The 12,428-nt window shown below is 39.8% G+C and carries 14 protein-coding genes; 4 read left to right on the top strand and 10 right to left on the bottom strand.

Annotated elements, in window-relative coordinates; translation table 11 throughout:
* Nucleotides 1–36: 36 nt before the first annotated feature.
* Nucleotides 37–987 carry a bifunctional metallophosphatase/5'-nucleotidase gene (locus KTV93_RS09855; protein WP_218248776.1) on the bottom strand — a complete coding sequence of 317 codons (951 nt, stop codon included), beginning with the start codon at nt 985–987 and terminating at the stop codon, nt 37–39.
* Complete coding sequence (locus KTV93_RS09850) at nt 980–1,750, bottom strand: 5'-nucleotidase C-terminal domain-containing protein (protein ID WP_218248775.1); 771 nt, start codon at nt 1,748–1,750, stop codon at nt 980–982. Before KTV93_RS09850 ends, KTV93_RS09855 begins: the two co-directional genes overlap by 8 nt.
* Before the next feature lie 110 nt (nt 1,751–1,860).
* Here KTV93_RS09850 and dapA point away from each other — a divergent pair, with 110 nt between their 5' ends.
* Nucleotides 1,861–2,733 carry a 4-hydroxy-tetrahydrodipicolinate synthase gene (dapA, locus tag KTV93_RS09845; protein ID WP_218248774.1) on the top strand — a complete coding sequence of 291 codons (873 nt, stop codon included), beginning with the start codon at nt 1,861–1,863 and terminating at the stop codon, nt 2,731–2,733.
* Nucleotides 2,734–2,781: 48 nt separating this feature from the next.
* Here dapA and KTV93_RS09840 read toward each other — a convergent pair whose 3' ends face one another.
* From KTV93_RS09840 to KTV93_RS09830, 3 genes are all read right to left on the bottom strand, one after another.
* On the bottom strand, nt 2,782–3,507 hold the full coding sequence (locus KTV93_RS09840; RefSeq protein ID WP_218248773.1) for an ABC transporter substrate-binding protein: 726 nt from the start codon (nt 3,505–3,507) through the stop codon (nt 2,782–2,784).
* A gap of 10 nt (nt 3,508–3,517) precedes the next feature.
* Complete coding sequence (mgtE, locus tag KTV93_RS09835) at nt 3,518–4,837, bottom strand: magnesium transporter (protein ID WP_218248772.1); 1,320 nt, start codon at nt 4,835–4,837, stop codon at nt 3,518–3,520.
* Nucleotides 4,838–4,915: 78 nt separating this feature from the next.
* On the bottom strand, nt 4,916–5,485 hold the full coding sequence (locus tag KTV93_RS09830; RefSeq protein ID WP_230259146.1) for a pyruvate decarboxylase: 570 nt from the start codon (nt 5,483–5,485) through the stop codon (nt 4,916–4,918).
* A 170-nt stretch (nt 5,486–5,655) separates the two neighbouring features.
* On the opposite strand from KTV93_RS09830, the gene rpsO reads away from it, so the two are divergent.
* A complete protein-coding gene (rpsO, locus tag KTV93_RS09825) occupies nt 5,656–5,925 on the top strand; it encodes a 30S ribosomal protein S15 (protein ID WP_218248771.1) in 270 nt (89 codons plus the stop codon).
* 69 nt (nt 5,926–5,994) lie between these two features.
* Here rpsO and KTV93_RS09820 read toward each other — a convergent pair whose 3' ends face one another.
* Both KTV93_RS09820 and KTV93_RS09815 read right to left on the bottom strand, forming a co-directional pair.
* Nucleotides 5,995–6,237: a GlsB/YeaQ/YmgE family stress response membrane protein gene (locus KTV93_RS09820; protein WP_218248770.1), complete on the bottom strand. Its 243-nt coding sequence runs from the start codon at nt 6,235–6,237 to the stop codon at nt 5,995–5,997.
* Between the two features lie 94 nt (nt 6,238–6,331).
* Complete coding sequence (locus KTV93_RS09815) at nt 6,332–6,688, bottom strand: DUF4260 domain-containing protein (protein WP_218248769.1); 357 nt, start codon at nt 6,686–6,688, stop codon at nt 6,332–6,334.
* A gap of 186 nt (nt 6,689–6,874) precedes the next feature.
* Here KTV93_RS09815 and KTV93_RS09810 point away from each other — a divergent pair, with 186 nt between their 5' ends.
* Nucleotides 6,875–9,229, top strand: coding sequence for a polyribonucleotide nucleotidyltransferase (locus KTV93_RS09810; RefSeq protein WP_218248768.1), 2,355 nt, complete (start codon nt 6,875–6,877; stop codon nt 9,227–9,229).
* A 95-nt stretch (nt 9,230–9,324) separates the two neighbouring features.
* Nucleotides 9,325–9,720 (top strand): hypothetical protein, encoded by a 396-nt coding sequence (locus tag KTV93_RS09805; RefSeq protein WP_218248767.1) that lies wholly within the window; start codon nt 9,325–9,327, stop codon nt 9,718–9,720.
* Here the strand turns inward: KTV93_RS09805 and KTV93_RS09800 are convergent.
* The 3 genes from KTV93_RS09800 to KTV93_RS09790 all read right to left on the bottom strand — a co-directional run bounded on the left by KTV93_RS09800 (nt 9,704) and on the right by KTV93_RS09790 (nt 12,319).
* Entirely contained in the window at nt 9,704–10,432 is a 729-nt protein-coding gene (locus KTV93_RS09800; protein WP_218248766.1) for a hypothetical protein, read from the bottom strand. The two genes, KTV93_RS09805 and KTV93_RS09800, sit on opposite strands and share 17 nt — an antisense overlap.
* A 197-nt stretch (nt 10,433–10,629) precedes the next feature.
* Nucleotides 10,630–11,259, bottom strand: coding sequence for a hypothetical protein (locus KTV93_RS09795; protein ID WP_218248765.1), 630 nt, complete (start codon nt 11,257–11,259; stop codon nt 10,630–10,632).
* A 1-nt stretch (nt 11,260) separates the two neighbouring features.
* Nucleotides 11,261–12,319, bottom strand: a complete 1,059-nt coding sequence (locus KTV93_RS09790) for a DUF262 domain-containing protein (protein ID WP_218248764.1) — start codon at nt 12,317–12,319, stop codon at nt 11,261–11,263.
* Nucleotides 12,320–12,428: the final 109 nt, after the last annotated feature.

Raw genomic sequence — 12,428 nt, 5'->3', positions numbered from 1 at the left:
TTATTGGCTGCATTCAGCCGAAGGCATCATGTTATCTTAAACCAATATGCTGTCATCTATAACTTGATTATTCCAGGAAATATTTTTCACCTTCTTATTTTTATCAAAATAAAAATTAATCTTTCCAAGAAGCAGTCCGGCCCAACCAACCTGATTCACCATTACATTTTTACCTGATTTATTAACAAAGGTCTGCGGCTCAGGCAAAAATGTATGGGTATGTCCCCCCAAAATCAAATCAATCCCATCGGTTTGGGACGCAAGAATTTTGTCTGAAACCTTCTTGGGATCGTCTTTGTAATCATAGCCAATGTGCGAAAGGCATATTACCATATCGCATTTCTTCTCATTCCGTAAAAATGTGGCATAATGCTGCGCAATTTCGACCGGATTCAGATAAACGGTTTCGCCATAGCTTTTCTTGCCCACCAAACCTGCAAGTTCAATCCCAACACCGAAGATTCCGACTTTTATTCCGTTTTTGTTAAAAACTTTGTAGGGCAATGTCTGTCCGTCAAGAATCGTGTTTTTGAAATCGTAATTGGAACAGATGAAAGGAAATTTTGCGTTTGGCAGCACTTTTTTGAAACCTTCCAAACCATTATCGAAATCGTGATTCCCCATTGTTGAAGCATCATAACCCATCATTGACATTAACTTAAATTCGAGTTCACCGCCAAAAAAATTGAAATAAGGCGTCCCCTGAAAAGTATCACCAGAATCCAGCAAGAGTACATTTTTCTCTTCATCACGGATTTTCTGTATTAAAGCTGCCCGCCTTGCAAAACCGCCCTGATTGGGATTACGGCTGTAACTGGACTCAAAAGGCTCAATTCTGCTGTGCTGATCGTTTGTATGTAAAATGGTAAGTTTATAATCGGAGTTCTGGTCAAGGAATTTTAGATTTTCCGCCAGAAGTAAATTTGGCGCAAGCGTTAATGCCAGTGTTCCGCCGCCAATAGTGCTCAGAAATTTCTTTCTATTCATTGGTTTTGTTTTTCTTGTTTTTAAAATTTAAACGAATGTCTTTCGGCGCTACAATTTCAGGATTTGAAATAAATTTCTCTAAAAACAAATCGCGAAGTCTTAAACCTGTAGAAATTAATTCTCCCTTTCCGAAAAAAGCCATGTTATCGCCGCCTAAGGCCAAATAATCTGACGTTGCAATATAATAATCCTGATTAGGTATCACTTCCTTTCCTTTTATAAGTCCCTTAATAACGCGGTCATTATCAGTTTCAATGTAGAGATGAGTAACCGGATTATTTTTTTGAGTCTTCAAATAATAATCGAAAAGTCCCTGCAGATCCGAACCTTTCATTTTTACGATTACTACTTCATTTTCGAAAGGCATTACTTCGTAAACATGTTTGGTGAAAATATCTCCGGCCCCAATAGTAGAGCGTATTCCGCCAACATTTATCACCGCACCGTCAACTCCGGCAGGAATCCCGTTTTTTTTCGCCCAGTCATCCGCACCTTCGAAGGTATAATCTGCAAGCAGATTTCCCAGATTACTGTTGTCGCCCTGTTTATTAAGATCCACTGCGGTGTGCGAAATTTTAGTATTCATTTTGCCCTCCACTTCCTGTTTATAAGGCTCAATAACATTTTTGAATTGCTGATCTTCCGGTAAATCTTTAGAAAGTGAAATGTTTTTTTCGGGGCTTACTTTGGCAATATTCAGCGGGGTTTTGCAAGCCGTAACCGACAAAAATGCTGATACGATAAGCAGGAATTTAATTTTCATGAAGATAAAATCTATTGTTGCAAATATAAAGATATGAATATAAACTAATGATTATTTTTCTTAAATTCTTGCTTTAAATTTTGTAATTTTGAAAGATTAATAATACAAAAATGAGCAATTTAAAAGGAGTTGGTGTTGCCTTGGTTACACCTTTTAATGAAGATTTATCCGTAGATTTCGATTCGCTTACCAAACTGGTAGATTACAACATCGAAAACGGAACCAACTATCTTGTCGTTTTAGGAACTACCGCCGAGGCGGCAACACTTTCGGCAGAAGAGAAAACACAGGTTATAAATCACATCATCAAGGTTAATAATAAACGTGTTCCGCTTGTTCTGGGTATTGGCGGAAACAACACCATGGAAGTAAAAAAACAGATCGAAGAAACCGATCTTTCGGAATTTGACGCAGTACTTTCTGTTTCTCCGTATTACAACAAACCTAATCAGGAAGGGCTTTACCAGCACTATAAAGTTTTAGCCGGAACCGGAAAAAACATCATTATTTATAACGTACCTTCCCGGACAGGACAGAATATCGAAGCATCCACAACCTTGCGTTTGGCGGAAGAATTCCCAAATTTGATCATGATTAAAGAAGCTGCGCCAAATATTCTGCAGTATTTCGATATTTTAAGACTGAAACCTGCAAATTTCAATTTGGTTTCCGGTGATGACGAATATACTCTTCCGGTAACTCTGGCGGGTGGAAACGGTGTGATTTCGGTAATTGGACAAGGTTATCCGAAAGAATTTTCAACAATGGTTCAGTTGGCTTTTGACGGAAAAGTGAAAGAAGCCTACGAAATCCACAACAAACTGGTAGAAATTACGCGATTGATTTTCGCAGAAGGAAATCCGGCCGGAATTAAAACTGTTCTAGCTGAAAAAGGAATTATTAAAAATTATTTAAGACTTCCTCTGGTTGCAGCAAGCGCTGGATTACAAGACAAGATTAAAGCTGAAATGGCTAAAATTTAGACCACAATACAGATACATTTAAAGGACTTTTGCAAAAGAGTCCTTTTTTTATTTGTAGATTTCGAGGAGGTTTTTGAAATAATTTTCACATTTGGCAAGATGCGTTCCGTACCAGGAAAAAGCTTCACCATCAACCAGAATCACTTTTGAATCCGGAAGCCGTTTCTGAAGTTCATCTACATGTTTCTGCTTAAACGGAAACGGTTCGGTAGAAAGAAAAACAAATTCAGCAGCTTTCAGTTCTTTTATCGAAATTTCTGGATATCTTTTCTGAGTTTTAAAAATATTTTCAAAACCAATCTGATCTAAAACAGCATGGATGAAGGTATCTGAACCCACGGTCATATAAGGGTTTTTCCAAATGAGATACGCGCAGGTTTTTTTTTCTTTACACTGAATATCCTGAAAAATTTCATTGATTTTCGAATTGTATTTCTGCGCGATTTCCTGTTTATTCAAAAGATTCCCGAGGGTTTTCAGCAGATAATAATTATCCTCCAAAGTAGAAATATTGGTCACTAAAACTTTAAAATATTTCTGAAGCTCTTCTACGTCTTCCTTTGTGTTCTCTTCTTTGTTGGCAATAATGATATCGGGATTTAGTGACCTTATTTTTTCCATATTTATGCTTTTTGTTCCGCCAATTACTGCCACATTTTTAACTTGATTTTCCGGATGAATACAGAATTTTGTTCTTCCGATAATTTCAACTTCAGTTAGGCCCAGATCAAAAAGGGCTTCGGTGATACTCGGAACCAGTGAAATTATTGTCATTAAATCTCATTTAAAGAAGTTTTCCGCTCAAAAGCAGTCCTGCAACAGAAAAATAAATAACCAAACCTGTAACATCGACCAAAGTTGCCACAAAAGGCGCCGAAGAAGTAGCAGGATCCAGATTAAAACGCTTCAGAACAAAAGGAACCATGGAACCTGAAAGTGTTCCCCACATCACTATCATCGAAAGAGAAATCCCGACACTTAAAGCAATAAATGCCCAATACTGGCCATAATCGAACCAGCCTGCATACTGCCATAGCATAATTCTGAAAAATCCGAAAATTCCTAGAATCCCACCGAGCACCATTCCCGTAACAAGCTCTTTTTTAATAACGAGCCACCAGTCTTTTACGGTAATTTCCTGAAGTGCCATCGCACGGATAATAAGCGTAGCCGCCTGCGAACCGGTATTTCCGCCACTTGAAATAATCAGCGGTACAAATAAAGTGAGCACAACAGCTTTTTGAATCTCATCTTCAAAATAACCCATGGCAGATGCCGTTAACAATTGGAAGAAAAATAAAAGAATAAGCCAGAAACCTCTTTTTTTAATCATCTCGAACCAGTGGGTTTGGCGGTACGGCTCATCAAGCGCTTCCATACCCCCGAATTTCTGGATGTCTTCGGTATTCTGCTGTTCAATCTGGTCTAAGATATCATCAATCGTAACAATTCCAACCAAAACACCGGCTTCTGTTACAATTGGGAGTGCTGTTCTGTCGTACTTTTCGAAGTATTGTACCGCATCTTCTTTACTCGTGGTTGTTGTAATGGCGACAAAATGGTTATCTGTAATCTCAGAAATCAATGTATCTTCTTCCGCCAAAAGCAGTGAGCCGATCGCTATGTCATCGATGAGTTGGTTTCTTTCATCGACTACATAAAGATGGTTCATGGTTTCCATCTTTTTACCTACTTTTTTAATCTGCTGCAGGCATCTTTTCACCGTCCATTCTTTTCGGATCTGGATGTAATAAGGCGTCATCAGCCTCGCGATGGAATCGGAATTATAGCCCAAAAGCTTTAGTGCAATTCTTCTTTCCTGCGGATTGAGGTGATTGATGGAATATTTAATGAGTTCATCAGGGAAATCCTCGAACAATGCCGTCCGGTCATCCGGCGTCATGGCATTCAGAATTTCGGAAACCTCTTCGCTGCCTATATTCCTGATGGTCTCTTCCTGAAAATCGGGATCCAGATGCGAAAACACATCAGCTTTGTACTGTTTCGGAACTTTCAGAAATGCTAAAACCCGCTCTTTAACGGGAAGTTCGCTGAGCGTTTCTGCAATATCTGCGGGATTAAAAATAAGTTCCTGAGTTTCCAAAAAAAATAGGTGTTGAACTGCAAAAATAGTTCAAAAACTTACAGTAAAGAAATATAGCTGGTTTAAAGGCTTAGAAATTTAATTCTCAGCAGCGATAGAATACGTTTTAGATTTTTTCAGGCTTTTTCCCAAATTGGTAAGGGCTCCCATGGCCCCGATCTTAATGGAATTTTCTGCTGAACCCAGAATTCTTGCATTTTTCTTGTATGTATCGTAATAGGTTTCGGTTAGGAAGTTGCCCATCGAATCGTACAGTTTCATACTGATGATTACCTGGTTAGAGAATACATACTTCCCTACTCCCACCTTAAAATATTTTACCTTTGGCACCACGGCGAGTTGCGCATTGTTATTCTTACAATACTCCTTAATTACGTCTACATCTACATTATCAAAAGGTACATAGGTATCTACCCGCAGAACATTGTAATTTTTAAAAGAAGGAACGCGCTCTGATACCGCAGCATAGAAGGCGGTATTTGTGGGTTCTTTTATTTCATCGATATCGGGAAAAACTTCAGGATTGAAATAGATGATGTTCTGGTTCTTCAAATCCTTTTTAGCCGAAATATTTTGGGCCGGAAGTGACTGGCAACCAGTGAAAAGAAAAAAAGTGCCTAGTGCAAACAGGTAAAGATGATTCATCATGATTTTGTGTTTACAAAAATACTGCCATTTACCGGAATTTCAATATTAATTTTAAGATTTTTTTAACGTTTTTTGAATTTGTATTCAGGCAATGTGATATAATGTTTCATAAAAGATAAAATTGTTGTACTTTTGCACCCGTTACATAATAATCATTAAATAATATTGGAATGTACTTAACAACTGACAAGAAGAAAGAAATCTTCGCAAAACACGGAAAGTCTGATGCAGACACAGGAAGCGCTGAGGGACAAGTTGCCCTTTTCACTTACAGAATCAATCACTTATCTCAACACCTTAAAGCAAACCGTCACGACTTCAACACGGAGCGTTCACTGGTAGCTTTGGTAGGTAAAAGAAAAGCGCTTTTGGATTATCTTAAGAAAAAAGATATCAACCGATACAGAGCGATTATCGCAGAACTTGGTTTAAGAAAATAATCATTTTCCGGGAAAAATTAAAGCAACTCAATTGAGTTGCTTTTTTTATGCGATAAAGTGAAGAACTTTCTACACTTTTCTACCTGTAAGCAGATTAATTACCGCCAGAAGGATGATAGAACCTACAGCTCCGGTTAAAATCTGACCAATAATCGCGGTACCAAAGGTTGTCCCTAAAAGATAATATCCAATTACCCCGCCCACGATTCCTACAATAATGTTTCCGATAAGGCCAAGGCTACCACCTTTAAAAATCTGTGAGCCTAGCCAGCCTGCGATTGCGCCAATAATTAGCGTCCATAAAATTCCCATAATAATATTTTTTAATGATTTCCGGATTAAATTCCAATATTATGCCAGTGGAACTGAGTCCTGAGAAAAAAATCTTATTTTGAAACTTTAAAAATCATTCTTTATGACCGATTTTCCCGAGATGAGTGTTATGAAAACTGTCGGGATATTTCAATCCATACCCAAGAATCCTGTCGAAAGCGGAGTGAGTGAAAAGGATAATTCCTGCAACGGTAAGATAATCGCTGCCTAAATATTTACCGACAACGAAACATAAAATTCCTAACGCAAAATGATGAAATAAGTTATAGAAAAATGCTCCAGCTTTGCTTCCGGCCATATAACCAAGCATCGAAAGATCCGGCAAAAAGAACATTGCCGCAAACCACCACCAGGAAATTCCGGTTTGCATAAAGGCTAAAACGCCGATCAGAAATAAAGAAACATACTCCAGCTTTAATAAAATTTTCATGTTTAAAGTTTCCCGATTTGTCGGAAATATATTTTGTCTGTTACATACGGGAATTTAAGCACACTGCACTAATGTGGTTTAAAATCTGAGATTTCAGCGATTTTACCTATCTTTGCTTCCGAAAATTTAAAAAGATTAAATATTTTAACCGCACTCAATACGGAGTGCCAAAGACGAACAGATTTTATGAATGCTCCACAAGCAATTATTGAAAAAATTCAATTAAAGGATGGTAGAGAGATTACCATCGAGACAGGGAAACTGGCAAAACAGGCCAACGGATCTGTAGTAGTAAGAATGGGCGGAACGATGCTTCTTGCCACCGTTGTAGCCAACAAAGACGCAAGCCCGGGCGTGGATTTCCTTCCACTGACGGTAGATTACAGAGAGAAATTTTATTCAGGCGGAAAGATCCCAGGAAACTTCTTTAGAAGAGAGGCGAGACCATCTGACGAAGAAATCCTTACAATGAGACTTGTAGACCGCGTTTTGCGTCCGCTTTTCCCGGATGATTTCCATGCTGAGGTTCAGGTGATGATTTCCCTGATTTCTTATGATAAAGAATGTATGCCTGAAGCACTGGCTGGTTTAGCCGCTTCTGCAGCTATCGCGATTACCGATATCCCTTTCAACGGGCCAATGTCTGAGGTTACTGTAGCCAGAATCGACGGACAACTTGTTGTAAACCCAAGCAGAGAAAATTTAGACAAAGCTGATCTTAACATCCTTGTTGGTGCTACCAAAGACTCTATCGTAATGGTAGAAGGGGTGATGGACGAGATTACCGAAGAGGAAATGATCGAAGCCATTAAATTCGCGCACGAAGAAATTAAAGTTCAGGTTGATGCTCAGGTAAGACTTGCTGAAAGAGTAGGCAAATCTTTACCAAAAAGAGAATACAGCCACGAAAACCACGACGAAGAAATTCGTGAGAAGGTGTGGAAAGAAACTTTTGACAAAGTATACGAGGTAGCCAAAACTCCTTCTGCAAAAGAAGAAAGAGGCGATAACTTCAAGGCTGTTCTGGAAGAATTCCTGGCGCAGTATTCTGAAGAGGAACTGGAAACAGTGAAGCCATTCGCAAAAATCTATTTCCACGATGTGGAGAAAGAGGCAATGCGTCAAATGATCCTCAACGAGAAAATCCGTCTGGATGGCCGTACACCGGAAACCATCCGTCCGATCTGGTCGGAAGTGGATTACCTGCCGGGTGCACACGGTTCTGCAGTATTCACAAGAGGTGAAACGCAGTCTTTAACAGCGGTAACCTTAGGTTCTGTAAAAGATGCCAACATGGTAGATTCAGTTGCGATTAATTACGACGAGAAATTCTTCCTTCACTATAACTTCCCACCATTCTCAACGGGTGAGGCAAGACCTTTAAGAGGAACATCAAGAAGAGAAGTTGGGCACGGAAACCTTGCACAGCGCGCGCTTTCAAGAATTATTCCAGCCGAAAACCCATATACGATCCGTATCGTATCCGATATCCTTGAATCTAACGGTTCATCTTCAATGGCAACGGTTTGCGCCGGAACATTGGCTCTGATGGACGCCGGTGTACAGATTACAAAACCGGTTTCGGGTATCGCAATGGGATTGGTAACTGATCCTGAATCAGGTAAGTTTACTGTACTTTCTGATATCTTAGGAGACGAAGATCACTTAGGTGATATGGACTTTAAAGTAACCGGAACGGCAGACGGAATCACGGCTTGCCAGATGGATATCAAGATCCAGGGACTTTCTATGGATATCATGGAAACTGCACTGAAACAAGCGAGAGACGGCCGTCTACATATCCTTGGTGAAATGTTGAAAACCATCGACGCACCTAGAGTTGACGTTAAACCACACGCTCCGAAAATGGAAGTACTCGAGATTCCTAAGGAATTCATCGGTGCAGTTATCGGGCCTGGCGGAAAAATCATTCAGCAGATGCAGAAAGATTTTGATACGGTTATCGCGATTGAAGAAATCGGTGAGATCGGAAGAATTGAAATCTCCGGCGTAAGCAGAGAGAATATCAACGCGACCATTGCTGCCATCAACGAAATTACATTTGTTCCGACTGTAGGCGAAGTTTACAACGGTAAGGTTGTGAAAGTAATGGATTTCGGTGCGTTTGTAGCAATTGCGAAGGGTACTGAAGGTTTGCTTCACATCTCAGAAATCGAGTGGGCAAGACTTGACAAAGTTCCTTATAACGAAGGCGATATGGTGGAAGTGAAATTCATGGGTTATGATGACCGTAAGAAAATGAAACTTTCAAGAAAAGTGCTTTTGGAAAGACCTCCGAGAACTGAGCGTAAAGAAGGTGAAGGTGACAACCGCGAAAACCGCGACAACCGTGGCCCAAGAAACGACAGGAGAGATGACCGCAGAGACGGTGGCGACAGAAGACAGGGTGGAAACCACAGACCTGGAAACGACAGACCACAGCACAGCGGAAGAACTGAAGAAAGACCGGCTGGCGAAGATACCTTCAAGCCACTGAACGAATCAGAAAATACTGACGATGTGAAGCCGGAAGGATTCTAGTCAGCTGTTACATAAAAAAGAAACCACCTCGATTTGAGGTGGTTTTTTTGTGGGACAAGAATGTGGTTTTGTGAGGCAAGAATCAGTGGGTAAGAATGTCAGTTACGGAGGCAAGAATTAAAGTTACGGACGCAAGAATGTTTGTTACGGTGGCAAGAATGTTACCTGCGGTGGCGAGAATTAAACTTACGGTGGCAAGAATGTTAGTTACGGTGACGAGAATTGAACTTACGGTGGCAAGAATGTTACCTGCGGTGGCAAGAATTTTAGTTACGGGGACGAGAATTGAACTTACGGGGGCAAGAATGTTATTTAAGGAGGCGAAAATGTGGTTTTGGAGGAGAGATTCCTACGGAATGACAAAAGGGGTTCGCATTTATAAAGAGGGTGAAAAAATAAAAGTTACATCCGGGGAATGTAACTTTGAGTTTTGGGCCCGCCTGAGGATTGCGGGATCTTCTTTAATCTCTACCATCAGGTTGGGTTGGTGAATTTGATGGCGGCTACGTTGGTGTATTCGGGAGAATCGCCGCCGTAGATGCTTTTGACGTATTTTTTAACTTTCTGGGCGAGGTCGATGAGTCCGCTTCCTTCGGCGTAAAGGAGTTGGTCCCGGGCGATGAGCTGCACTTTGAGTTCGGCTTCGGTTTGGTCTACGGGCTGGGTAGCGGTAACCAAAGCCTGGTGGTAGGTGGTGAGGGCGGGCAGCTTGAGGTCGTCTTCATTGGGTGTGTAGGCGGGAATGGTCTGCAGGAGGCTGACGAGGTTTCCGAAGGTCTCGGCCTGCTGGGTGTAGGACTGGCGGGAGGTGGAAACGGTGTCTTTGGGTTCGCCGTCGGGGTCTGGATTTTCGGGTTGCTGGGATTTGGGAGTGTAGCCCTGAATGATCCGGTTGAGTGATCTTGCCTGCTCGAGCATGCCTGCGGGAAGGTCGATGATCTCGAGGAAGTTGAAGATGCGTGTGCTGAGGGGTTTCAGGTTTTCTAAGGCGACCTGGCGGTTGTAGATGGCTGCTTTGTTGGCGATGCGGCTGTCCTCGAGTTCGGCGAGTTTTGCGACCGAGTTGGTGTGGAGGGTCTGGAGGTTTGCGATCTGGAGTGCGGGTACGGGCGGATTGTAGAGGGTGTACGCGGTGATCTGCTGGATGAGTTTCTGAAGGTTCGCGACATTACGCGCGTGCCCTACTTCTGATTGTGATGCCATAGTTTAAGTTTTTTAGGTTGTTTACGATCAAATATATTTGAAAATAAGAAACCGTGCACGGGTGAAAACACCTAAAATTTTGGTTTTTTTTTGGGTAGGGGGAAGGAAAAACCTCCGAAGCTGGGGGCTGCGGAGGATTTACGGAATGCTCAAAGTCGGGAGACTTTGCGCAGCGGGAGAGATGGGGGTTGGTTCGTCTAACCGTTGGCTATTTGTTCTGCTGCTACATCTAATAACTGTAAATATCTTTCTAAAACTGTCTGGTTTATTATTGATGAACGTGGATCGACAGAAAACAATAATTTATAGGCTGTATAATTAACGCAAGCAGTATTATTTAAAATTCTTTGGCTGAGGCCGTCAAGTTTACTTGCTGTAGTTGAAGACATATGTGCTGCAGAATTTCTGATTGTCTTTAGATCCATAAGGTCATTATGGATTGCACTTAACGATGTATTAAACACATAACCCTGATGAAAATATATTTGACTGATTTTTCGTATGGTTTCTGGATTTGACCAATCCATAAATCTTTGATTCCCTATAATAATTTCTTGAGCATGGTCTTTACTAATTGGATTAACCCATTTTGCAGGTCTATTATTTAAAATTGACGGTTCGTTTAGTAAATAATCTACAAAACAATTTTCAACAAAAGTTTCCCATGCAATGAAAATTCTTAAAAAAGCCGATTCGCAAATAAATTCACGTAAATTTCTAGTAATTTTGTAGGAGTTGTTGGCATATTTTGCATTTGCAAATGCAATATGTGCTACTAACTCAACATTAGTAGCTCGGAAGTCAGCAAGATTTTGTACTAAAGCCATATTATAGAGTATTTATTATGTCTATAATAAATTCTGACCTTCTAACTCTAATCTTAGTATCGGTAGTTGCTCTTCTACTATCTTCTAAAAATTGAATTTGCCCTACGCTCATATTCTGAAATGGAACAGTGTCAAACAATACATTAAGGCCCGTTAAGGTTGTTTTAACTCTTTCATATTTACTCTTTGGTATAGCAATTTGTTCCTTGTCAAAATCCTTTAGTCCGAACTTGGTGTGATATAAACTTGTAAATATTGTATAAAATAAATGTATCCGTTTAAATGGTGTGTGCTTAATCCCTTCATTAAATATTTCTTTAGTTAAGTCTATAATAGCATCGAAGTTTTTTTCTATCGTTTCACTATCATAATCAAATGACTTTTCATATTTATCGTAATAAGATTTGATTTGTTTTTTTGACTGGATACCTTCACAAATTGCTATCACTAAGTCCGCAACAAGTGTTATATCTGCCATTCTTAAAATGTTTTGATGGGTTAGGAGTTTATTTTCAAGCCAAAAGTCATTATGCTTATGTGAAAGTCTATCGACAAGAATTTTAAATTCACTAAAGTGATTTGCATTAATTTTTTCCTGCTCATTAAGAACAACTGCATATGAATTTAGGCGGGAGAAAATGTCTAGTATTTCTCTATCTGGTAAATTAACTAAAAGGTCAACTGATATTTCATAGTTCAGTATGGTTGATTGTATTTGTGGGTCTATATTATTTAACTGACTAAAGTAGTAGCCTCCATATGCTTCATTATGTTTTTTGCTTATTGCAAATCCATCATTGATATATGATAAGATGGCTCTTAATCGTTGTTGTCCATCAACAACTTCTCTAATTGACTGTCTATTTTCTACATTAAGAGTTTGTCGAATAAAAATTTTCGGGATGGGTTTACCTCTAATAATCGTGTCCATTAGATAGGACTTTGCATCATCTGACCATACGGCTTTTCTTTGGAACTTAGGTGAAAGCTGCAGTTGCTTTTTGTCATTCCATTCCAAAAAGTCATTTATGCTATACGCTCTGCTGTCAAAATTTTTCATACCACTTTTTCTCAGTTTTAAAATCGGGTGTAACTTATATATAATGTCTCAAATATTGATACAACTGCAACCAAATCATATTCTATTTTTTCATAAATGTGATCTTAGT

The sequence above is a fragment of the Kaistella faecalis genome (assembly GCF_019195395.1).
Taxonomy (GTDB): Bacteria; Bacteroidota; Bacteroidia; order Flavobacteriales; family Weeksellaceae; genus Kaistella; species Kaistella faecalis.
This window is presented reverse-complemented; position numbering and strand designations above follow the sequence as displayed.

What these genes read in the sequence shown, in the direction of transcription:
- KTV93_RS09855 (WP_218248776.1), bottom strand. Translation starts at nt 987, where the DNA reads ATGAATAGAAAGAAATTTCTGAGCACTATTGGCGGCGGAACACTGGCA.
- KTV93_RS09850 (WP_218248775.1), bottom strand. Translation starts at nt 1,750, where the DNA reads ATGAAAATTAAATTCCTGCTTATCGTATCAGCATTTTTGTCGGTTACG.
- dapA (WP_218248774.1), top strand. Translation starts at nt 1,861, where the DNA reads ATGAGCAATTTAAAAGGAGTTGGTGTTGCCTTGGTTACACCTTTTAAT.
- KTV93_RS09840 (WP_218248773.1), bottom strand. Translation starts at nt 3,507, where the DNA reads ATGACAATAATTTCACTGGTTCCGAGTATCACCGAAGCCCTTTTTGAT.
- KTV93_RS09830 (WP_230259146.1), bottom strand. Translation starts at nt 5,485, where the DNA reads ATGATGAATCATCTTTACCTGTTTGCACTAGGCACTTTTTTTCTTTTC.
- rpsO (WP_218248771.1), top strand. Translation starts at nt 5,656, where the DNA reads ATGTACTTAACAACTGACAAGAAGAAAGAAATCTTCGCAAAACACGGA.
- KTV93_RS09820 (WP_218248770.1), bottom strand. Translation starts at nt 6,237, where the DNA reads ATGGGAATTTTATGGACGCTAATTATTGGCGCAATCGCAGGCTGGCTA.
- KTV93_RS09815 (WP_218248769.1), bottom strand. Translation starts at nt 6,688, where the DNA reads ATGAAAATTTTATTAAAGCTGGAGTATGTTTCTTTATTTCTGATCGGC.
- KTV93_RS09810 (WP_218248768.1), top strand. Translation starts at nt 6,875, where the DNA reads ATGAATGCTCCACAAGCAATTATTGAAAAAATTCAATTAAAGGATGGT.
- KTV93_RS09805 (WP_218248767.1), top strand. Translation starts at nt 9,325, where the DNA reads ATGTCAGTTACGGAGGCAAGAATTAAAGTTACGGACGCAAGAATGTTT.
- KTV93_RS09800 (WP_218248766.1), bottom strand. Translation starts at nt 10,432, where the DNA reads ATGGCATCACAATCAGAAGTAGGGCACGCGCGTAATGTCGCGAACCTT.
- KTV93_RS09795 (WP_218248765.1), bottom strand. Translation starts at nt 11,259, where the DNA reads ATGGCTTTAGTACAAAATCTTGCTGACTTCCGAGCTACTAATGTTGAG.
- KTV93_RS09790 (WP_218248764.1), bottom strand. Translation starts at nt 12,319, where the DNA reads ATGAAAAATTTTGACAGCAGAGCGTATAGCATAAATGACTTTTTGGAA.